Source organism: Falsibacillus pallidus, from assembly GCF_050990905.1.
Taxonomy (GTDB): domain Bacteria; phylum Bacillota; class Bacilli; order Bacillales; family DSM-25281; genus Falsibacillus; species Falsibacillus pallidus_A.
In genome coordinates this window covers 483140-504640 of sequence record NZ_CP158866.1, presented here as the reverse complement: position 1 = coordinate 504640, position 21501 = coordinate 483140, and the positions used below count along the sequence as shown (strand labels likewise).

Annotated in this window: 18 protein-coding genes; 7 read left to right on the top strand and 11 right to left on the bottom strand. The window is 44.7% G+C overall.

Annotated features, from left to right (window positions below; translation table 11 throughout):
- Positions 1-12 precede the first annotated feature (12 nt).
- Positions 13-633, top strand: a complete 621-nt coding sequence (gene kynB / locus ABTV07_RS02600) for an arylformamidase (protein ID WP_433747103.1) — start codon at positions 13-15, stop codon at positions 631-633.
- A 149-nt stretch (positions 634-782) separates the two neighbouring features.
- A complete protein-coding gene (locus ABTV07_RS02595; RefSeq protein ID WP_433747100.1) occupies positions 783-2339 on the top strand; it encodes an ABC-F family ATP-binding cassette domain-containing protein in 1557 nt (518 codons plus the stop codon).
- A gap of 48 nt (positions 2340-2387) precedes the next feature.
- On the opposite strand, the gene ABTV07_RS02590 is transcribed toward ABTV07_RS02595, so the two are convergent.
- The 4 genes from ABTV07_RS02590 to ABTV07_RS02575 form a co-directional block, all read right to left on the bottom strand.
- Positions 2388-3095 (bottom strand): tryptophan 2,3-dioxygenase family protein, encoded by a 708-nt coding sequence (locus ABTV07_RS02590; RefSeq protein WP_433747098.1) that lies wholly within the window; start codon positions 3093-3095, stop codon positions 2388-2390.
- 81 nt (positions 3096-3176) lie between these two features.
- Positions 3177-3554 carry a VOC family protein gene (locus ABTV07_RS02585; RefSeq protein WP_433747096.1) on the bottom strand — a complete coding sequence of 126 codons (378 nt, stop codon included), beginning with the start codon at positions 3552-3554 and terminating at the stop codon, positions 3177-3179.
- A complete protein-coding gene (locus tag ABTV07_RS02580; protein ID WP_433747093.1) occupies positions 3551-4594 on the bottom strand; it encodes an S-adenosylmethionine:tRNA ribosyltransferase-isomerase in 1044 nt (347 codons plus the stop codon). The genes ABTV07_RS02585 and ABTV07_RS02580 overlap by 4 nt, the downstream gene beginning before the upstream one ends.
- Positions 4591-5325: an SDR family NAD(P)-dependent oxidoreductase gene (locus ABTV07_RS02575; RefSeq protein ID WP_433747091.1), complete on the bottom strand. Its 735-nt coding sequence runs from the start codon at positions 5323-5325 to the stop codon at positions 4591-4593. Before ABTV07_RS02575 ends, ABTV07_RS02580 begins: the two co-directional genes overlap by 4 nt.
- A gap of 1110 nt (positions 5326-6435) precedes the next feature.
- On the opposite strand from ABTV07_RS02575, the gene ABTV07_RS02570 reads away from it, so the two are divergent.
- A complete protein-coding gene (locus ABTV07_RS02570; protein ID WP_433742263.1) occupies positions 6436-6744 on the top strand; it encodes a transposase in 309 nt (102 codons plus the stop codon).
- Complete coding sequence (locus ABTV07_RS02565; protein WP_433751069.1) at positions 6675-7652, top strand: IS3 family transposase; 978 nt, start codon at positions 6675-6677, stop codon at positions 7650-7652. Before ABTV07_RS02570 ends, ABTV07_RS02565 begins: the two co-directional genes overlap by 70 nt.
- Before the next feature lie 927 nt (positions 7653-8579).
- On the opposite strand, the gene ABTV07_RS02560 is transcribed toward ABTV07_RS02565, so the two are convergent.
- The 4 genes from ABTV07_RS02560 to ABTV07_RS02545 form a co-directional block, all read right to left on the bottom strand.
- Positions 8580-10190: an MDR family MFS transporter gene (locus ABTV07_RS02560; RefSeq protein WP_433747088.1), complete on the bottom strand. Its 1611-nt coding sequence runs from the start codon at positions 10188-10190 to the stop codon at positions 8580-8582.
- A 73-nt stretch (positions 10191-10263) separates the two neighbouring features.
- Positions 10264-10413, bottom strand: coding sequence for a hypothetical protein (locus ABTV07_RS02555; RefSeq protein ID WP_433747086.1), 150 nt, complete (start codon positions 10411-10413; stop codon positions 10264-10266).
- A 22-nt stretch (positions 10414-10435) separates the two neighbouring features.
- Entirely contained in the window at positions 10436-10858 is a 423-nt protein-coding gene (locus ABTV07_RS02550; RefSeq protein WP_433747083.1) for a MarR family winged helix-turn-helix transcriptional regulator, read from the bottom strand.
- A 155-nt stretch (positions 10859-11013) separates the two neighbouring features.
- Positions 11014-13437 carry a WG repeat-containing protein gene (locus ABTV07_RS02545; protein WP_433747080.1) on the bottom strand — a complete coding sequence of 808 codons (2424 nt, stop codon included), beginning with the start codon at positions 13435-13437 and terminating at the stop codon, positions 11014-11016.
- Positions 13438-13634: 197 nt separating this feature from the next.
- Here ABTV07_RS02545 and ABTV07_RS02540 point away from each other — a divergent pair, with 197 nt between their 5' ends.
- Together ABTV07_RS02540 and ABTV07_RS02535 are read left to right on the top strand one after the other, a co-directional pair.
- Complete coding sequence (locus tag ABTV07_RS02540; RefSeq protein WP_114745699.1) at positions 13635-13781, top strand: lmo0937 family membrane protein; 147 nt, start codon at positions 13635-13637, stop codon at positions 13779-13781.
- Positions 13782-13910: 129 nt separating this feature from the next.
- Positions 13911-15443, top strand: coding sequence for an FAD-dependent oxidoreductase (locus ABTV07_RS02535; RefSeq protein ID WP_433747077.1), 1533 nt, complete (start codon positions 13911-13913; stop codon positions 15441-15443).
- Between the two features lie 48 nt (positions 15444-15491).
- Here the strand turns inward: ABTV07_RS02535 and ABTV07_RS02530 are convergent, their stop codons facing one another.
- Together ABTV07_RS02530 and ABTV07_RS02525 are read right to left on the bottom strand one after the other, a co-directional pair.
- Positions 15492-16865 (bottom strand): ATP-binding protein, encoded by a 1374-nt coding sequence (locus ABTV07_RS02530; RefSeq protein WP_433747075.1) that lies wholly within the window; start codon positions 16863-16865, stop codon positions 15492-15494.
- Between the two features lie 16 nt (positions 16866-16881).
- Positions 16882-19071, bottom strand: coding sequence for a DNA topoisomerase III (locus ABTV07_RS02525; RefSeq protein ID WP_433747073.1), 2190 nt, complete (start codon positions 19069-19071; stop codon positions 16882-16884).
- Positions 19072-19265: 194 nt separating this feature from the next.
- On the opposite strand from ABTV07_RS02525, the gene ABTV07_RS02520 reads away from it, so the two are divergent.
- Positions 19266-20294, top strand: a complete 1029-nt coding sequence (locus ABTV07_RS02520; RefSeq protein ID WP_433747070.1) for an NADP-dependent oxidoreductase — start codon at positions 19266-19268, stop codon at positions 20292-20294.
- A 56-nt stretch (positions 20295-20350) separates the two neighbouring features.
- Here ABTV07_RS02520 and ABTV07_RS02515 read toward each other — a convergent pair whose 3' ends face one another.
- Positions 20351-21490 (bottom strand): DEAD/DEAH box helicase, encoded by a 1140-nt coding sequence (locus ABTV07_RS02515; RefSeq protein WP_433747067.1) that lies wholly within the window; start codon positions 21488-21490, stop codon positions 20351-20353.
- Between the last annotated feature and the right edge of the window lie 11 nt (positions 21491-21501).

Below are 21501 nucleotides of genomic sequence, written 5' to 3'. Positions count from 1 at the left end.
GATGAATAAATAATGAAAATCATCGATATCTCGCAGCGCCTGCATAATCAAATCCCCGTCTGGCCCGGGGACACACCTTTTACGTTCGGACTGAGCTGGACGATGGAGGATTCAGGATCCGTCAACGTAGGGAAACTCGAAATGAGCGCCCACACCGGAACGCACATCGATGCACCCTATCACTTTGATAGCGATGGAGCACGCGTCGCGGACCTGCCATTAGAACGGTTTATCGGAAAAGCACTCGTCGTTGACTTGACAGGTGCTTCCCTCATTTCAAAAGAAGAGCTTTCAAAATTTGATTTCTCCGGAGTTTCAAAAGTTTTGATCAAGACCGGATCTTGGACAGACAGGAGCAGATTCCCGGATACAATCACCACTGTACATGAAAATACAGCCCCTTTCTTAAAAGAACAAGGGATCGATCTTATCGGGGTCGATGTACCTTCTGTCGATGAATTGGACAGTAAGGGGCTTCCCTCCCACCATTCGCTGCAGCGATATGATATTCAGATTCTTGAAGGAATCGTTTTGGACAGCGTTGAACCGGGTCTCTATAATCTGATCGCACTCCCCCTTCCATTGGCCGAAGCTGATGGCTGTCCTGTAAGGGCCGTGTTGATACAGGAATAATTGTTAAATGATAGTATCCATCTTTGAAATAATTGTTCCTTTTATCTAATCTGGAAGTCGTTTATAATCAAATAGGAAATAAAACACAAAAAACTGCAGCATTCATGCAGAAACAATAGAACAGATTATAGAAAAGGTGCAGATGACTAATGAGTATTTTAACCGTTAAAGACTTAAGCCACGGTTTCGGAGACAGAGCCATTTTCAACGATGTTTCTTTCCGTCTTCTCAAAGGCGAGCATATCGGCTTGATCGGGGCAAATGGAGAAGGAAAATCCACTTTCATGAACATCATTACAGGGAAGCTTCAGCCGGATGAGGGAAAAGTGGAATGGTCGAAGAATGTTCGCGTCGGCTATCTCGATCAGCATACCGTACTCGAAAGAGGATTGACCATCAGGGATGTCCTTAAAGGCGCATTCCAATATCTATTTGACTTGGAAACACAATTAAACGATATTTTTGCCAAAATGGGCGAAGCAGACCCGGATCAGCTCGAAGCATTGATGGAAGAGTCGGGGACGCTTCAGGATATCCTGACAAACAACGACTTTTATGTCATCGATGCAAAAGTTGAGGAAGTCGCACGCGGACTTGGCCTTGACGATGTCGGCCTTGATAAAGATGTACAGGACTTGAGCGGCGGCCAGCGGACAAAAGTCCTGTTGGCAAAGCTCCTTTTGGAAAAACCGGAAATCCTACTACTGGACGAGCCGACCAACTACCTGGATGAGCAGCATATCGAATGGCTTAAACGCTATCTTCAGGAATATGAAAATGCGTTTATCCTCATCTCGCATGACATCCCGTTCCTTAACAGCGTCATCAACCTGATCTATCATATGGAAAATCAGGAATTGAACCGCTATGTAGGTGACTACGACAACTTCATGAAAGTCTATGAAGTCAAAAAGCAGCAGCTTGAGTCTGCCTATAAAAAACAGCAGCAGGAAATCTCCGAACTAAAAGATTTCGTTGCCCGCAATAAAGCCAGGGTATCTACCCGAAACATGGCAATGTCCCGCCAAAAGAAGCTGGATAAAATGGACATCATTGAATTGGCTGCTGAAAAGCCAAAGCCGGAATTCCAATTCAGAGAAGCACGGACTTCCAGCAAATTGATCTTCGAAACGAAAGATCTTGTCATCGGATATGATGAACCTCTGTCCCGTCCATTGAATCTTCGCATGGAGCGCGGGCAGAAGCTTGCGCTTGTCGGGGCAAACGGAATCGGGAAAACGACTCTTTTGAAAAGCATCCTTGGAGAAATCAAACCGATATCAGGATCTGTCGAACGCGGCGAAAACCAGTTCACAGGATATTTCGAACAGGAAGTCAAAGGAAGCAACTACAATACATGTATCGAGGAAGTGTGGCAGGAGTTCCCTTCTTTCACACAATACGAAGTGCGTGCCGCCCTTGCGAAATGCGGATTGACGACCAAGCATATTGAAAGCAAGGTCGAAGTGCTGAGCGGAGGAGAAAAAGCCAAAGTCCGCCTCTGCAAACTGATCAACAGAGAAACGAACCTCCTTGTACTGGACGAGCCTACCAACCACTTGGACGTCGATGCCAAGGAAGAACTGAAGCGAGCATTAAAAGCATACAAAGGCAGCATCCTTCTCATCAGTCATGAACCTGAATTCTATCAGGAAGTGGCGACAGAAGTATGGAACTGCGAGAGCTGGACGACTAAATTATTCTGATTTGAAAGTACCCCCCTCCTTGTCTAAGGAGGGGGGTACTGTTATTTATTAGTCTTTTAATGGCTCGGCATTGTAGCTGGATCCGGTAAAATCAGTCAACTCCGAAATGGCCTTCCACAGTTTTGGATAGAATTCAAATTTCACTCCACGCTCCAGCGCTTTAGCCGGGATCCCTTTTAAGCTTTGCGTATCAAAGCCGATCATCCTCCGCACAAGCTGGATGTGATGATGCCTGAAGGATTGGAAGTTCTCATCGAATTGAATCAATTCCTGCATCAAGTCATAGAGTTGCTGTTCCCTTTGAGGATGTTTGTAAACTTCCAACGGGGTCAACATCCTATTGCTGAGCACTTCCTCAAACGGTTCCCATAGAGTCGGCCCCAAGTGGAGGATGCGATTGAATCCAGGAGAGTCCTGCCCGCTTCCCCTCCCTAAATACAAGCGAATTGTATGATAATCGGCAGGCGAGATGACCTTGACCAAATTAAAGACTTCAGGAAGCTGCTTCATGTGCATATTGACCCTTCTCATTTGGGTGGCAGCACCGAAAAGATCATCATCCCTCATGAAACGATCCGCCCGATGAATATATTGAATGACCAATTTAAAGTGAAGCTCCGCAATTTGATGAATCATCTGGAATGTCAATTCATCCTCGCAGCAAAGCTCTTCTTCCTCTTTCTGCAGGCTCAACAGCTCTTCGGTACGAATATATTTTTCATAGTCAGTCAGTTCTGATTTTTTCTTTTCACTCACAATGACTCCCCTTCCTTTCCAATCAATGATGTAAGCGCTTTACATAAAGCTTACAAAGAAAGAAATTATAAGTCAATATTTTCAGAATATACTTGATTTGCATTCCATCAATTCAATCGTTTCTCCATTGCAGCCTGTATAAAAGACCGTCCGCCAGTCCATCTCCTCCAAGCAGAGGGGACCGTCTGACGGGTGCAAATCCTTTTCTGCCAATTCCAAGATCCATTTTTCTAAATCTTCGACTTCCCATGCCAAATGGACGTCGATCTTCCTGCATCCATCCTCCGCTCCCTCTGTTCCTTCAATCAATTCAATCATAATTCCTTCCCTTCGCATGAAGGCAATTTTCTCTCCTGTGAGGTTGAGTGATCCCGCTTTTTTAAATCCAAAGAAACACTCATAGAAACGGATTGCTTCTATGAGGCTCTTCACTTGGATTCCGCCATGGTGCCATTTCATGCTCTTTCCCCCAGCGGAAGTATCAAATTCATATCGCCAAATTCATGCCATAGGTAGCCATGTTCCAGAGCTTCCTGATACGCTGCCATCAATATATCCTCTGGAAGGAATGCCGTGAGCATATCCAAATGGCTTGCTTCCGGCTCATGAAACCCTGTAAGAAGGCCGTCCACCGCTTTTAAGTTTGTTCCTTTTTTAATATAAAGATTGGTGATGCCCTTTCCAGCTTCGATGTTTCCATTTTCATCTGCTGCTGTTTCAAGCGTCCTCACCACGGTGGTTCCGACAGCGATCACCTTTCCACCTCGTTCCTTTGCTTCATTTACAAGGCGCGCCGTTTCTTCAGGGATTTCATAGGCTTCCGGATGCCCCTCCGGATTTGGCCAATGATCATTGCCATAATAGCTTAGTCCCGCATGCAGTTGGATGAACGCGAGCTCAATCCCCGCCTCCCTTAATTGATTCAGGATCTTCCATGAAAAAGCCCTCCCTGCAGACGGCATCTCCACAGAGCCCGGCACTGATCCGTATACCGTTTGAAATGCCTGCAGCGGCCACGGATTTTCAATATATTCGTAGCGGATCGGCTTGCCATATCGGTAGAAGAAATCGAACAGTTCTGACCCTCCTATAGAAAAAGACATGGTTACAAGCGGATACTCGCTGCCGCTTCCAACAACACTCCCTTCGACCCGGTCTCCGAAACTAATTGGTTTGGAAAGGTCCGTATGGGGTTGGACAACAAGAACATCCCATTCATGTTCAGAAATGGAACGCGACAGGCGCACCTCCACTTCCATCCCATCCTGTTCGCCCTTTAAAACAGATGGAATCGTCCTGCTATTATTCAACACCAATACATCACCAGGCTCCAGATATGAACCGATCTCATGGAAGCTGTTATGATGGGTATTCCCGTTGTTGGAGTCTATGACCATCAAATTCACCCCGTCTCTTGTCAAACCGCGGTATTCTGCAGGGACGGAAGCATTCAAATATTCAGGTACATGAAAATTTTTATGAGATAAAACAGTCATCATTCCACACTTCCTTCCAATGAGAAATTTTGAGCTTCGAACCTTTCTCCTGATACACCTTTAGAGGCATCAGACCCTAAATATAAAAATACATCCACTACATCATTAGGATCTGCCAACTCGTAATCACACCCTGGTACGGCAACATCATGCATGACCGTATTCATTTCCCCCGGGTCCACCATATTCATCCTTACATTCGTTCCTTCTAATTCATCTGCCCATGTTTGCGTGAGCCCTTCTACTGCAAATTTTGAAATTCCATATGCCCCCCATTCACCGAATCCCGTTTTTCCAGCTTCCGAAGTGACGTTGATGATGGATCCTTCGTTTTTCACCAGCATTCCCGGCAGCACCCGTTTCGTCACGATAAATGGATTGAAGACATTAATTTTCAAAACTTCAAGGAAGTCCTGTTCAGGGTAGTCATTCAACAAAGTCGGCCCCGGCCCAAAAATGGATGCATTGTTGATCAAGATATCAATATGTCCGAACCTTGCTTCAGCCAATGAAACAAACCTCTCAACATCTTCTACGTTTGAAACATCCGCCGTCACAGCAAGCACCTCAGTCCCAAGTGCTGTTATCTCCTCCTGAACCTTTCTGAGGGCGCTTTCCCCTTTTGCACAGATGGCAAGGTTTGCTCCTTCATTCGCAAATGCCAAAGCCAATGCTCTTCCTAGACCTCTGGATGCCCCAGTGATCATCACCGTTTTTTTATCATTTAATTTCATGTTTCTTTCCCCTTTCACTCTCGTTTTCTTACTCTTATTGTAAGAAGATTCCGGGATGAAAAAATCCAAAAATAGAGTGAAAAATTACTACAATCATTGGATGAACTTTTCCTGCGACTTTGGGATGAGATTATGGGGGCATATTGGTACGGGTTTGCTGGCATTCAAGGGATATGGCCGTTCGCGCATAAGGAGCCTGTTCTGGCGCATAAGCCACATGCTCTCGCGCATAGCCGGCGGCTTCTGGCTCATAAGAGAAGCAAAGTGGCGCATAGACGACCAGTTTTCGCGCATAAGGCCGATGTACGTGCCCATTTCCACCTAATTCCCCTGTGATTTCGCGTCTCTATCACCCGAGCTCGAGTCATTTGAAGCACTTTCTCCTGATTTCCACCCTAAAACGTGAAGAATCGGACCATCCAAATGAGGTTTTTCATCAAATTGTTTCTTTCTCTCATTTATAGCGGGGGATTTCTATTGAAACTTGCCCTTTTTGCACGGGATATGGCCGTTCGCGCATAGGGAGTCTGTTCTGGCGCATAAGCCACATGCTCTCGCGCATAGCCGGTGGATTCCGGCTCATAAGAGAAGCAAAGTGGCGCATAGACGACCAGTTTTCGCGCATAAGGCCGATGCACGTGCCCATTTCCCCCAATTCCCCTGTTATTTCGCGTCTCTATCACCCGAGCTCTAGTCATTTGCAGCACTTTCTCCTGATTTCCACCCTAAAACGTGAAGAATCGGACCATCCAAATGAGGTTTTTCATCAAATTGTCTCTTTTTCTCGTTTGTAGCGGTGGCTTTCTATAGAAACTTGCCCTTTTTTCATGGGATATGGCCGGTGGCGCATAAGGAGCCTGTTCTGGCGCATAAGCCACATGCTCTCGCGCATAGCCGGCGGATTCTGGCTCATAAGAGAAGCCAAGTGGCGCATAGACGACCAGTTTTCGCGCATAAGGCCGATGTACGTGCCCATTTCCACCTAATTCCCCTGTGATTTCGCGTCTCTATCACCCGAGCTCGAGTCATTTTGAAGTTAGTATAAAAAGTGGACACAGGTAGTGGCGTCATGTTTAAATCTATACAACTACAAAAAGGGCGTGTATAAACATGGCGAAAGATCAGAAAAAGTTCCCACCAGAATTTAGAGAATATGTGTGTAAATTAATTGAGTTAGATGGACGGAAGCTCGTGGATGTGAGCAGTGAACTCGATATTTCCTATAGTACGCTTCAAAAGTGGGTCGCTTCCTATCGTAAAAAGCAAAATCAGGCGGAAAAAGAGAAACAAAGCCAGTATCTAACGGCTTCTGAATACAAAGAATTGTACGAAGCTGAAAGACGTAAAAAATTAGATTTGGAAGAGGAGAACGCCATTTTAAAAAAGGCTATGCACATCTTCACGCAAGAAAAGAAGTAAGGTTTGAATTTATTTTTCATAATAAAAACGACCATACCGTTGTGAAGATGTGCGAAGTTTTGGATGTTTCTACTTCTGGCTATTATGTTTGGGAAAAAAGACAGGATCAGGAGGAAACAGAGAGACAGCGCTGGAGACGTCATCTTGACGAGCGAATTCGCTATCATTTTCACGACAACCTGGGGACGTATGGAAGTCCGAGGATTTATCGAAAGCTGGTCGAGGAGGATCATATACAAGTTTCCCTTAAAACGGTGACGAACCGCATGAGAGAGATGGGTTTATATGCGACCCCGCCAACTCGATACATTCAGACCACGGATTCAGATCACCAGCAGCTTGTGTTCAAAAATGAGTTGAATCGGAATTTTAATCCTGAAGAACCAGATCGTGTTTGGGCAACGGATATCACCTATATTCATACAGGGGAGGGATTTGTTTATTTAAATCCAGTTTTAGACCTGTTTTCCCGCAAGGTAATTAGCTATAGCATTGATGACCGCATGGACGCCGAATTGCCGTTAAAAGCATTAAAAGAAGCACTTGAGATTCGCCAGCCCGCTGAGGGATGGATCCACCATTCAGACCGGGGAAGTGTGTACTGTTCAAAAAAATATATTGAAGCCTTGAAGGATGCCAAAGCGACCATTAGTATGAGTCGAAAAGCAACCCCTTATGATAACGCTTGTGTAGAATCGTTTTTTGCCTCCCTGAAGAAAGAGTATTTGTACAAGTTTGTGTTTAAGACAAAAGCAGAAGCCATCGGGGCCATTAAGTTTTATATTCAATTTTATAATCGTAAAAGGATTCACTCGACATTAGAATACGCCACTCCGATTGAGTATGAAAAGGCGTATAAAGAGGCACAGCGTTTAAACGCCACTGAGGAGAAATTGCCCTCTGCCTGAAGGAACCATTGTTTTTCAAATGGTTCCTTCAGACAGAGGCCTCCAAGCGGAGTGAAAACGAAGCGCGGAAGAAAAAAAGTACGCCATTTACCGGCATTTAAGTGTCTACTTTATTGACAGAAGTCCAATTTGAAGCACTTTCTCCTGATTTCCACCCTAAAACGTGAAGAATCGGACCTTCCAAATGAGGTTTTCATCAAATTGTCTCTTTTCCTCGTTTGTAACGGGGGATTTCTATTGTAACTTGCCCTTTTTGCACGGGATATGGCCGTTCGCGCATAAGGAGCCTGTTCTGGCGCATAAGCCACATGCTCTCGCGCATAGCCGGCGGATTCTGGCTCATAAGAGAAGCAAAGTGGCGCATAGACGACCAGTTTTCGCGCATAAGGCCGATGTACGTGCCCATTTCCACCTAATTCCCCTGGGATTTCGCGTCTCTATCACCCCAATTCGGATCTTCTGCAGCACTTTCTCCTGATTTCCACCCTAAAACGTGAAGAATCGGACCATCCAAATGAGGTTTTTCATCAAATTGTCTCTTTTTCTCGTTTGTAACGGGGGATTTCTATTGTAACTTGCCTTTTTTGCACGGGATATGGCCGTTCGCGCATAGGGAGCCTGTTCTGGCGCATAAGCCCTATGCTCTCGCGCATAGCCGGCGGATTCTGGCTCATAAGAGAAGCAAAGTGGCGCATAGACGACCAGTTTTCGCGCATAAGGCCGATGTACGTGCCCATTTCCACCTAATTCCCCTGGGATTTCGCGTCTCTATCACCCCAATTCGGATCTTCTGCAGCACTTTCTCCTGATTTCCACCCTAAAACGTGAAGAATCGGACCATCCAAATGAGGTTTTTCATCAAATTGTCTTTTTGTTCCCACTAAAAAAGCAGCCGATCCAAGTGAATCGGCTGCTTTGTCTCATTATTTATTTTTGAGCTGCGGCTTTCATGGCCACGGCATCTTCTTTTTTCTCTTTCTTTTTGATGGATCCACGAAGCGGAATCTCTTTTAGGAACATTGCCAGAATGATGGCTGCAATCATCACAAATGCCGCGATCGTAAAGACGCCGGAAAGGGCAAATGTCAACGAATCCTGCAAGAGCGCAATCATTTTCGCAAACATCGTCTGCATTTCAGGCGGCAGCGACTGCTGTGCCTGGTGAAGTTTTTCGTGATCAAGAAGCAATTGAGGATTCAACAGCTCTTTCAGCTTGCCTGCTCCCTCTGCAGGGACAGCACTAGCTGAACCTTTCAGCTCTGCTGCTAAGTGGTCTTTCATTCTAGTGTTCAAGATCGTACCCATGATCGCTACGCCAACCGTACCACCTAGGGAACGGAATAATTGTGAAGAGGCTGTCGCAACACCAAGCATTTTTTGTTCAACGGCATTTTGGACCGTCAATGTAAAGACTGTCATGCCGATGCCCAAACCGAATCCGATGATCAATAGAAACGATACGAGTGACCATTGGCTTGTTGTTTTGTCCATAGTTGTCAAAAGGAACATGCCCACGGCAGTAATCAATAGACCTGTGATGGCCTGGATTTTATATTTCCCTGTCCGTGAAATGATCTGTCCTCCGATGGCACTCGCGAATACGAGGCCAAGGGTCATTGTCATAGTGATGAAGCTGGAGTGCGTCGGAGAGAAGCCAAGAACCCCTTGAATGAAATAAGGTACATACATTGTACCGCCAAACATCGCCACACTGATGGCAAATCCAACGACATTGGAAATCGTGAAAACACTATTCTTAAATAAATATAAAGGAATGATCGGTGTTTTTACTTTCCTTTCGATGACAATGAAAATGATCAGTGAAAGGATTGTACCGCCGAAAAGGGAAATGATCTGTGCAGATCCCCAATCATATTTTGATCCTGCCCATGAAAAACCAAGAAGCATCGGTACGATTGTTGTTGTTAAGAAAACAGAACCGATATAATCGACTTTTTCTCCCTGTTTCTTTTCAACCGTAGGGAACAGCTTCCAAATCAAGAAGAATGCAACGAGTCCGAGTGGAAGGAATACCCAGAAGACCCACTTCCATGCAAAATGGTCAACGATGTATCCGCCAAGAGTCGGTCCGAAAACGCTGGAAAGACCGAATACTCCACTCATCAGCCCCTGCCATTTACCGCGCTCCCTCGGAGAGAACAAGTCCCCGACAGCCGTAATGGCTGTTGACATGATCATACCGCCTCCGAAACCTTGGAGACCCCTGTAAATGATCAGTTGAATAATATCCTGTGAAGTCCCTGACATGAATGCACCTATGATAAACACGACAATCCCTGTTAACAGGAATGGTTTCCGTCCATATATATCAGAGAGCTTTCCGACTAGAATGGTCGTGATGGCTGACGTCAGCATGTAGCTTGTGAAAACCCAGCTGTAGTAGTCGAGTCCGCCAAGATCGGCAATGATGCGCGGCAATGCGTTTCCGACAATCGTTTGGTTGACGGCCGCAAAGAACATCGCACTCATGATTGCAATCATGATGGTTATTTTTTGTTTTTGATTTAAGTGTTCCATTTCTCCACCTCTATTTAATGTAGTTCTATAAATATTAACTTTGTTAACTATTAGACCAAAAGAGAAACCGGATCTATTTCCGGCCTGCTGCTTCTTTTCTTTTTTCGCGAAACTGCTTCACATGCTCCATTTTCAAAAACAGCTTTCTTCTTGATATGACTTTTTGCAAAACAATTCCTTTACTTTGCAGGTTCTTCAGATGTTCATCCATCGTCATTCTCATTCATTCCCTACTGACAATTGTCTCAATTCTTGGTGATATTGACCTTTTTAAGAAGCTCCAAAAATTGATTCAGCTCCTCATTTTTAAAATCAGCAAATACTTGCCCCCACAAATCAATGCGTCTTCCGTTGAACTCTGCCATCAGATTCTTTCCTGGATCGGTGATGTCGAGCCAAACGACACGGCGATCTTCCTCATCTCTTATCCTGCTGAGCAATCCGCTGTCCACGAGACGATTCGTTGCGATCGTTGTTGCTCCTGATGTCAATCCAAGTTTGCTTCCTAATGATGAAACCGTGGATTTGCCGCAAGTGAAAATGTTGAACAAGATAAAGAATTGAGGAGGGGTCAGAGATTGATCTTGTGATAGATGGCGATTGATGTATCTTCCTATTTCGTAAAATGATTGAGCGATGCTGCTGACCAGCTCATCCTTTTCATTCAAAAAGTAATCCCCCCATAAACCTTTGAATCAAAATATCTTTGTCATAAAGATATTATAGTTGTTAAGTTTATGGAATTCAATACCCAATTCTTGAAAACTTTATGGACAAAGTAAATCAGACCGTGAACAAATTCACGGCCCAATTTATATGGCACTTAGTTAAAAGACTCCCACACCTCTCCTTGTTTGTTGATGAGGGGCTCCAGGTCCTCATACGGGATTTTGAATTCGGGGAATCCTGCTGCGAATGGGGCGATTTCGTATGGGGTGAAGTAGATGATTAATGAGTCGCCGGTTAGATAGAAAGGCTGGTCGCTTTTAATCCCTTGAAAGCTGTCTTGGAATACATAATCGTATTGTGGATCTTTCTTGATTTTTTCTGAGATGATATCATTCAGCTGTTTGACATAATTGGATTTTTCCTTAAAAAGATCCTGCAGCGAAAACACTTTTCCATTCTTCAAGCTGGCGTGGACGAATACTTTTGAGGGCATCCCATGTGCCGCTCCAAAATAGTATTGATAGCCGTCAAACTCGACGGATAGCAGGTCTTTTTGAAAGAAGGCCACAGAAAAATCCCCTTCATACCGGTAGTCGAGCTTCTCCCCGCTTGTAATGGATTTAACATTTGCCGCCTTTTTGTATTCTGCATTCAACGACTTTTGCTGCTCAAATGAATTCATTCCCTGGACTTCCGGGTAATAGACCAAATAATTTTTATTCGGTTTCGCTTTTTGTTCCATCAGGCGCCATTGACTGTTCAAGTGGATGTCAGATGGCTGCTTCCAGACAAGCGCTCCATGGAAATCATAGTATGCAGTCCGCCGATCGATTTCTGCTTTGATAAGTGTTTTATCCACTGTCAAAACCCCTTGCCCTTCAAGGACCGGGAGGCTGGTCGCCGTGCCTCCATTCATATTGATGAAGTAGGTCCTCATTTCATCAAATACCGAAGACAGCCCATACTCATACGGCAATATCCCGTCAAACTTAAAATCCGTCAGCTGCTTCCCGTTCAAATCAAACAAAGCGCTGCGAAATCCCATGAAAGGAATGGTTTTATCGATCGCTTTGCCGACCGCTGCCCTTCCCTCCCCAAGCATCTGCACATCATCATAGATGGGTTCGATCATAAAATTCCCGGAATGATCGATCAGTCCATATTTCCCTTTTTCCCCAACGACCGCCTTTCCTTCCTGGAAGGGCTGCGCAGATGTGAATCTTGGTGTGATGGCTATATCCCCATTTTTATGAAGATACCCAAGATTAGACTCCATCCCTTCCCTGAATGCGAGCATCCCTTCCCTGCATTCCCCGACAAAATAATGATGATACTGCATGATAGACGTACCCAACTTGTCGATTAAGGAGTAGCGATTTTCGCTCTCCTTTACTACCGCGCCGTCCTGCGAAAAGTCTCCTGCTTCTATATATTTCAGCGGGATGGCCAGATGTCCGCTTTGATCCAGATATCCATAAACATATTGATTTTGTTTTTGCTTTCCGCATAGGGCCCTTCCTTCATGGAATGCACCGATGTAGTCGTAAGAATCATTTGTCATCACCTGGCCGTTTTGGTCTATCATCCTGAATCCTTTGCCGCTGAAGGCACTCCACCGGTCAGGAGCGAGAGAGTTGATCGTGGAATAAGCAGGCGGCACCAATTCATTTCCTAATGGATCTATGATTCCATAAAGGTTCGATTTGCTTATGATCGCTGTGTTGTTTTCTTGAAAATTAGAAGCGCTGTCGTAAATCGGTTTTAAGGAAAAAATCCCCCGTTTATTGATGTACCCCCATTTATCGCCGTCAACGGTTTTGACAGGTGCGGGAAACAACTGAACAGATTTTTGATCAATGACAGCTTCTATTTGTTCGCTGATTTCCCTTAGCTCCTTCTCGGATGGATAGGGATTTTCCAACATCATGGCCGCCTGCAGTGTCGAAAAGGATTTTAGTGCATCCCCTGCATTCCACTGGACCTCTGCCAAGTAATAACGATAGAACGATGAGTCCGGGGCTGACTGGCTTTTTGCTAAAAAGTATTCTTCTGCCTTTCGGAAGTAATAGGGATAGAGATCGTAGGCGGCCATAAGTCTTCCCTTATGCAAACGGTAAACACCGATTCGATAGGCTTCTCCGCTTTCACGTGTCCAGATGGCTAATTCATCTACACCATCCATTCCTTTTCTACCCGGCATATCTTCAATCTCGATTTGATCGAAAGCCGCTTCTTCCCTTAATACTGAGGAGATCTTCCCGCGGCCAAATGAATAAATCCCGAGCTTTGGCCCATGTGTTCGATCATCCCAGCCGACAGCGATTGTTGAAATGCCAATTTGAAAAGGCTGAATAAAACGGATCTCACTCCCCTTTCGAAATAATTGATCCTCAATGGACCATGCACCACCATCATTCTTTAGAATAACCAGGCAATCACCGGCAGCCCTTGAACAGCCTGCTGCTATTTCTTCCATTCCATCCCCATCAAAATCCATGATATGAATGGAATCACTTTTCACGCTCCACCCTTCAGCCAAACCTTCAATCATATTCTTGATCTCATTGATATTCAACATTGTCCAAACCTCTTCCACTATGTTCCTTACCTATATGTATGTGCCTAACCTAGTGGAGGTTCAAGAAAGATATTGAGCCGTTGAATCATAGGTTCAAAGGACCAAATTTTTCACCTTAGATAAAATTATGTTTACTATTTAATTTTTCGGGGGATATTAACGTAAACAGAAACACAACAAAAAGGAGGCAGACACAAATGCTTTGGAGTATTATTATTATTCTTATCATCCTTTGGCTATTAGGATTTACGCTTCACGTTGGCGGAGGATTGATCCATTTACTATTGGTCATCGCACTAATTGTTTTCATCTTCAACTTAGTGACTGGAAGACGACGACCCTAGGTAATTTTTAAAAAACAAAACATCCCTGCAAATCCCATTCCTTGGGACAAGCACGGGATGTTTTTTTCTGCATGTTTGCGGGTGAAATGGCAACCTTATTATCAACAGTACTTTTAAGGAGGAACGCAAATGACTGATTCATTATGGAATAATACCCCACCTGAGCCCATTTGGCGAAAAGATGTCCTTCTGCCCTCTTTCCCCGCTCTAGCTGAAAACCTTTCATGTGATGTTGTCGTTGCTGGCGGAGGAATCACCGGGATTACAACTGCCTACCTTCTAGCCAAAGAAGGATTGTCAGTCATCCTCATCGAAGCGGATCAGCTTTTGAACGGGACAACTGGGCATACAACAGCCAAAGTAACCATTCAGCATGATCTGATTTATGATGAACTCATTCAGCACTTTGGCCTGGAAAAAACAAAACAATATTATGCAGCCAATCAGTCTGCCCTTGATTTCATCAAAAAAACGATTGCCGAAGCCAGCTTGGATTGCGGATATTCTGAGCAGGACGCCTACTTATATGCCACAACAAAAAATTCTGCTGATAAATTAAAAAATGAATATGAAGCTTATAAAAAAATAGGGATAACAGGGGAGCTATTAGATGACATCCCTTTGGATTTCGATGTAGAAGCAGCCCTCAAGGCTCCGAATCAAATTCAATTTCATCCTATTAAATACCTGCAGCATTTAGTTGATGCTTTCCTTGAAGCAGGCGGCAAAATTTTCGAACAGACGACAGCAAAGGAAATACAAAAGGATACGAAAATAAAAGTCGTGATGAGAAACGGGCATTCCATTGAATGCCAACATCTCGCTGCATGCACTCATTTTCCCTTTATCGATGAAAAAGGCTTTTATTTCACCAGGATGCACGCTGACCGTTCCTACGTTATTACAGCAGCATGCAAAAAAGAGTTCCCTGGGGGCATGTACTTAAGTGTGGATGAACCGAAGAGATCGATCCGTTCAGTCGAGTACGATGGCCGGAAACTCCTGATGATCGGCGGCGAAAGCCATAAAGCAGGTCAAAGCAAGGAAGATGAAGAAAATCATTATCAGGCATTGGCAGAATTTGCAGAAGATGTCTTTGGTGCAGCTTCCATCCACTCCAATTGGTCTGCCCAGGATCTGATCACCTTGGATAAAGTCCCCTATATCGGTCCAATCACCTCAAGCAAACCTTCGATTCTCATCGCAACGGGCTACCGGAAATGGGGGATGACAAACGGGACATATGCAGCCCACCTGCTGAAGGATTATGTATTGGGGAAAAGCAATCCTTATTCAGAGGTGTTCAATCCGTCAAGGTATGAAGCGGATCCGGGTGTGAAACATTTCCTCAAAGAGAATGCGAATGTGGCAGCCGAATTGATTAAAGGAAAGCTGTCCTTTCCTGGCAGCTCCCTTGATGACCTCCAAAAGGATGAAGGGGCCATCGTGATGTATAAGGACGACCGCACCGGTGCCTATCGCGACTTGGAAGGGAAGCTGCATCTTGTGGATGTCACATGTACCCATTTAGGCTGTGAATGTGAATGGAACAGCGGGGACAAGACATGGGACTGTCCGTGCCACGGATCCAGGTTTTCCTATGACGGCAACGTGGTGGAAGGCCCTGCAAAGAAACCTTTAAAAGTAATCGACCCACTATAAATGGAAAAGGAGCGTATCCGGATAAACGGAACGCTCCTTTTTTTCTCTTTATTCAATAACAGGAAATGTCACGGTCACTTTTGTCCCTTTTTCTTTCTCGCTTTCAATATCAATAGTTCCACCATGCTTTTCAATCAGTTTGAATGAAACTGTCAATCCGAGGCCGGTTCCTTTTTCCTTCGTAGAATAAAAGGGCTCCCCAAGCCTTGAAAGCCTCTCTTCGTCAATTCCGATACCGTTATCCTCAACTTCAATACGAACCATTCCGTCCTCTCCGGAGAGAGTCAATACGACAATTCCTTCTTGAGAAATGGCCTCTAAACTATTTTTCAAAATATTGATGAAAACCTGTTTCAACTGATTTGGATCAGCCTTGATAAAGACAGGATTCTTCAGGTTATTGTTGAATTTCAGATTTGCACTGTGGAAGTGGGCCTCTGCTTTCATCAAAAGCATCACCTGATTCAAGATTTCTGCGATATCTGTCCTGACGAATTCGACATCCTGCTTTTTCCCCAATATGAGCATTTCGCTGGAAATCAGATTGATTCGCTCAATTTCAGACTTCATGATCTCCATATAATGCTCATCATAGGTTTTGGTTTGATCCATCAGTTGGACAAACCCTTTAAGGGAGGTAAGTGGATTCCTTATTTCATGGGCAACCGAAGCTGCAAGCTGCCCAATGATGGACATCTTCTCGGAGGATATCAACAATTCTTCATTTTTTCTGCTTTCCGTGATGTCCTTCAGTATGCTGAAGACACCTGTAATCTCTTCATTAATGTAAATGGGGATGAACGAACACCGGGTGATCCGCTCTTCCCTTCTGGCATTATAGAGAGTGACTTCGTAGATTTGTGGCTCTCCTTGAAGGGCTGAAGAAAAATACTTTTGAATACGCTCCTTCTCCTCTTCCGGAACAAGAGAAGATAAATCCATGTACTTCAGGTCTTCTTCCTTAAACCCAAGAATCTCTTCTCCTTCAGGATTGATGGAAACAAGCTTCCCATCTCTCGTTATTTCAAAGACACCATCCGTATTGTATTGAAACAAGGATTGATAATGCTGCGTCTTCTCTTGAAGCTTCACATCTTTCATGACAAGCTCCCGTTGGGAAAGGAGCAGCCGATATGTCCTTTGATGGACCAAAATATAGATGATGATCCCTGTGACCAGGATAAAGAGCCATCCCTTATATCGTTGAAAAAAGAAATAGAGCTGCAGCTTCTGCTGGGAAAGAGCCATGGATACATTATCGGACAACACAATCCAGATGGCGCCTGAAATGATGTAAAATACAGCTATCCTGAAGGCTATTCTTTTTGCTTCTGTCATAGAATCCTCACCATCTGCCGCTTTGATATTACGATTAGGTTGCCTCATTTCCATCCATTTCAGTCTTTTTTTCCCTGTACTCATCTCTCACAGCCTGTCCTTATTTCAGTTTCAACTTCGCAAGGGCGTCCGCCAAAGCTGTATTGATCGGTTCATCGTCTTTATCCTGCTTCTTCATATATTGGGCCACATCCCTTTTCGAGACATTCTTTCCATTTTGCTTGCTTTTACGCTTATTGAACGCTGACAGCTTTTCGCGGTGGCCGCAAGAGCAGACAAACAGCTGACCTTCGCCTTCTCCCCTCAGCTGCATCTTTTTATGGCAGTTTGGACATCTTGCATTCGTTGTTTTGAAGACATTCTTGCGATGGCCGCATTCCCTGTCCTGACAGACAAGCATCTTCCCTTTTTTCCCATTAACTTCGAGCATGAGTTTTCCGCAGTCAGGACATTTGCTTCCCGTTACATTATCGTGCTTGAATTTCTGGCTGCTTCCTTTGATCTCATTCACAACATCTTTCGCATACGTCTTCATCTCATTGATAAACACTTTTTTCGATAGTTTCCCTTGTGAAATCGCGCTTAATTTTTGTTCCCATTGTGCAGTGAGAGATGGAGACTTCAAATCTTCAGGCACTAAATCCAATAGCTGGCGCCCCTTGGAAGTGATAAAAATGTCTTTCCCCTTTTTTTCAATCAGGAATGTATTAAAGAGCTTTTCAATGATGTCCGCCCTAGTTGCTACCGTTCCAAGTCCACCTGTTTCCTCGAGCGTTTTCTTGAGATCTTTGCTTCCTTCATCCATGAATTTAGCCGGGTTTTCCATTGCGGCAAGCAGTGTGCCTTCATTGAATCGTTCCGGCGGCTTTGTTTCTCCAGAAGTCATCCGCACATTTGCGATGGCTAAATCCTCGCCTTTTTGCAAATCAGGGAGCAATTGGTCTGCCATTTCATCTGAGGTGTCTTCTTCATGATGGGTATAAAGCTCTCTCCAACCGTTTTTGACTACTTTTCTTCCTTTGGCCGCGAACGTCTCTGAGCCAATCTGGACATTCAATGTCACTTGCTCATATTCATATGGCGGCAAAAGGACTGACAGGAACCTCTTAACGACCAAATCATAGATTTTTTCTTCTTTTGCACTTAACTTATGCATCAACGGCGCCTGCTCCGTCGGGATGATTGCATGGTGATCTGTCACTTTGCTGTCATCCACAAACGACTTATTCGCCTTGATTGGGGCATTCACAATTTTCATCGTAAATTTCCCATACTGCTTCAAGCTGCTGCAGGCTTTGACTCTCTCTTTTAATGTATCGACCATATCTGTTGATAGATAGTTGGAATCTGTCCTTGGATACGTCAGGACTTTATGCTGTTCATAAAGTTTCTGCATGATCCCCAATGTTTCTTTGGCAGAGAATCCGAAGAGGCGGTGAGCGTCCTTCTGAAGTCCCGTCAAGTCGTACAGTTTGGGAGCAAATTTCTTTTTCATCGACTTATCGATGCTGGTGATCTTCCCTTTTTGTCCTTTTGTTTTCTTCAGCAGCTCTTCTGCTCTTTCTTTATCAAACGTCCTGGCAGAACCGCTTTTGCCATCCTTCCAAGTGAGGTTCACATGATTGCCGGCTTCTGCAGTCAGTCCATAAAACGGTACAGGCTTGAAGTTTTTGATGTCTTCTTCCCTTTTCGCGATGATATTCAATGTAGGCGTTTGGACGCGTCCGCATGAAAGCTGGGCATTGTGCTTCGTCGTCAACGCACGTGTCGCATTGATGCCGACAAACCAATCCGCTTCAGAACGTGCCACAGCTGAGTGGTATAGATTTTCATAATCCTTGCCGGGACGCAGCTTTGCAAATCCTTCTTTAATTGCTTTATCCGTAACGGAAGAAATCCATAGCCTTTTAACCGGCTTGTTGACACGGGCTTTCTCCAAAATCCATCTTGCCACCAATTCCCCTTCACGCCCGGCATCGGTAGCGATGACGATTTCTTTGACATCCCCGCGATTCATCAATGATTTGACTGCATTGAATTGCTTTCCGGTTTGTTTGATGACTACCAGCTTCAACTCCGGCGGGATGATTGGCAGGTCTTCAAGCTTCCATGTCTTATATTCATTTCCATAGCTTTCCGGATCTGCAAGCGTCACTAAGTGGCCCAGTGCCCAAGTGACGATATATTGGCCGCCCTCTAAATACCCGTTAGCTGATTTTGCACAATTCAACACCCTGGCAATATCTCTGCCGACGGATGGCTTCTCTGCTAATACCAATGTTTTACTCATGTTAACATCCTTTCCTGATACGCACTTCTATTGAAAGGCTATTGCCTTATGTTTCAGTAGACACTTCTTCTAGTTTAGCAGAATGACCGCTTAGGATGAAACCGGATTGCTGGGAAAACAGCTGATAATTGAAATTTCTGATACCTTTATGGTAGTGTGAATCATGATTCAATTACATTTTAGGAGGGCAAATAATGGCTGCTCGTACGAATAGACAAATCCATCTAGTGAAAAGACCTGAAACCATTCCAACTGAAGAACATTTCAAATTTGTCGAGGTCCCCGTCCCATCTCTTGGGGAAAATGAAGTATTGATCCACAATCTGTATCTCTCCGTGGACCCGTATATGCGCGGCCGGATGAGCGACGCTAAATCTTACGTTGCGCCATTCAACCTGAATGAGAAGCTTGTGGGAGGCGTCGTGGGGGAAGTTGTCGAATCCGCCTCTTCCCGATTTTCAAAAGGTGATATCGTAACCGGGATGCTCGGCTGGGAAGAATATTCAAAAGCAAGTGAAAACGAAATACGGAAAATAGACCCTAAAATGGCTCCCGTCACAACAGCTTTGGGAATACTGGGATTGACGGGTTTGACAGCTTACTTCGGCATCGAGGATATCTGCCGTCCTAAAGAAGGCGAAACTGTCGTGGTCTCTGGAGCTGCGGGAGCAGTCGGCTCAACTGCCGGACAAATTGCCAAGATCTTCGGGGCAAGAGTTGTAGGAATTGCGGGATCTGATGATAAAGTCGACTATATCCAAAACGAACTCGGCTTTGATGCAGCGATCAATTACAAAACAACCGACGATATCCAGGCCGCTTTGGAAGAAGCATGTCCAAATGGTGTGGACGCCTACTTCGACAATGTCGGAGGAGAAATTTCTGATGCTGTGCTGAATCTATTGAACAAACATGCACGAATCGCCCAATGCGGCGCTATCTCTTCTTATAACAAAGCAAATGACCAAGGGCCGAGGATTCAGACAAAGCTCATCAAATCCAGTGCGTTGATTAAAGGATTCGTTGTTAGCGACTATTCCGATCGCTTTAAAGAAGGTGCTTCAAACTTAGGGAAATGGCTTTCTGAAGGAAAATTAACCTATGAAGAAACCATCGTTGAGGGATTTGAAAACATCCCGGAAGCTTTCCTGGGATTGTTCAAAGGAACCAACCGCGGCAAGCAGCTCGTCAAAATTGGCGAGCCTGAAGTTGGGGAAATTTAATCCAAAATACCAAAAGGCATCATCCCAAATCAAGGATGATGCCTTTTTCATTTCTATTATGATCTGGCGTCCACGATACCGCCTTTATAAAATTCTTTCTTCTCCACTTCCATCCCCAGTTCCTTCGCGAATTGCTTCAATTCTCTTTCTTCGCGATCCGTCACGATGGAAATGACTGTACCGTCCGCTCCGAAACGGCCTGTCCTTCCTGAACGATGCACATACTGCGTCAATTCTTTTGGAAAATCAAAATGAACGACATGGGTGACGCCTTTAATATCAAGGCCGCGTGCTGCCACATCAGTCGCAAGGAGCATATTGATCTTTCCATTTCGGAAGTCTTTCAAATAGGTCTTCCTGTCATCTTTTTTCAGTTCACTGTGAAGCATGCCCGTTGGAAGTTCTTTATATTGGAGCTTGCTGTTCAAGACGGAGATTTCTCCGATATCCTTCACAAATGCGAGTGCCTTCACATCTTCAAGGCGCGCAATTTTTTCAAGGATCTTCTGCTTGTCCCTTGGTTCGCACACAAAGTAGATATGGTCGACATCAGATTGGATTGTTTCATCTTTCTCCACTTTAATCAATTCCGGCGATTCCAGAAGTTCTTTTCCTATCTGTTCAGAACGCTCGGTCAAAGTCGCAGAGAAAAGAAGGACCTGGCGCTGATCTTTCAAAGTCGATTTCAGGATAGTCTTGATTGTCTCAAGATGCTCCGGAACAAGCAGCTGATCCCCTTCGTCCAGGACAAGGGTCTTCATTTCATGCATCTTAAGTTTCTTTTGCTTGATCAGTTCAAGAACTCTTCCCGGAGTTCCTACAATAATCTGCGGATGCTTTTTCAATTTTTCGAGCTGGCGCTTCAGGTTGGCCCCGCCGATGATGGAAGCTGCCTTCAGACCGCTGCCTTCGGTCCACTTTTGCACCTCCTGGAAAATCTGCATCACAAGCTCCTGCGAGGAAGCCAGAATCAATGCTTGTGGGGCTTGTTTATCGGCATCCACTTTTGAAATAACCGGGAGCAGATAAGCAAGGGTCTTTCCTGTTCCAGTCGGGGACTGGGCGATCAGATCCTTTCCGCTGAGGATTTCAGGAATCGCTTTCGTCTGTATGGATGTCGGCTGGGTGAACCCCTCTTTTCCCCAAACCGCTAGTATGGATGGCTTTAAATCTTCTAATAATGCTGCGTTTGTCATGTTAATCTCCT

What these genes read in the sequence shown, in the direction of transcription:
- ABTV07_RS02585 (WP_433747096.1), bottom strand. Translation starts at nt 3,554, where the DNA reads ATGAAATGGCACCATGGCGGAATCCAAGTGAAGAGCCTCATAGAAGCA.
- ABTV07_RS02555 (WP_433747086.1), bottom strand. Translation starts at nt 10,413, where the DNA reads ATGAGAATGACGATGGATGAACATCTGAAGAACCTGCAAAGTAAAGGA.
- ABTV07_RS02515 (WP_433747067.1), bottom strand. Translation starts at nt 21,490, where the DNA reads ATGACAAACGCAGCATTATTAGAAGATTTAAAGCCATCCATACTAGCG.
- ABTV07_RS02570 (WP_433742263.1), top strand. Translation starts at nt 6,436, where the DNA reads ATGGCGAAAGATCAGAAAAAGTTCCCACCAGAATTTAGAGAATATGTG.
- ABTV07_RS02520 (WP_433747070.1), top strand. Translation starts at nt 19,266, where the DNA reads ATGGCTGCTCGTACGAATAGACAAATCCATCTAGTGAAAAGACCTGAA.
- kynB (WP_433747103.1), top strand. Translation starts at nt 13, where the DNA reads ATGAAAATCATCGATATCTCGCAGCGCCTGCATAATCAAATCCCCGTC.
- ABTV07_RS02530 (WP_433747075.1), bottom strand. Translation starts at nt 16,865, where the DNA reads ATGAGTACAGGGAAAAAAAGACTGAAATGGATGGAAATGAGGCAACCT.
- ABTV07_RS02580 (WP_433747093.1), bottom strand. Translation starts at nt 4,594, where the DNA reads ATGATGACTGTTTTATCTCATAAAAATTTTCATGTACCTGAATATTTG.
- ABTV07_RS02560 (WP_433747088.1), bottom strand. Translation starts at nt 10,190, where the DNA reads ATGGAACACTTAAATCAAAAACAAAAAATAACCATCATGATTGCAATC.
- ABTV07_RS02540 (WP_114745699.1), top strand. Translation starts at nt 13,635, where the DNA reads ATGCTTTGGAGTATTATTATTATTCTTATCATCCTTTGGCTATTAGGA.
- ABTV07_RS02545 (WP_433747080.1), bottom strand. Translation starts at nt 13,437, where the DNA reads ATGTTGAATATCAATGAGATCAAGAATATGATTGAAGGTTTGGCTGAA.
- ABTV07_RS02535 (WP_433747077.1), top strand. Translation starts at nt 13,911, where the DNA reads ATGACTGATTCATTATGGAATAATACCCCACCTGAGCCCATTTGGCGA.
- ABTV07_RS02525 (WP_433747073.1), bottom strand. Translation starts at nt 19,071, where the DNA reads ATGAGTAAAACATTGGTATTAGCAGAGAAGCCATCCGTCGGCAGAGAT.
- ABTV07_RS02595 (WP_433747100.1), top strand. Translation starts at nt 783, where the DNA reads ATGAGTATTTTAACCGTTAAAGACTTAAGCCACGGTTTCGGAGACAGA.
- ABTV07_RS02575 (WP_433747091.1), bottom strand. Translation starts at nt 5,325, where the DNA reads ATGAAATTAAATGATAAAAAAACGGTGATGATCACTGGGGCATCCAGA.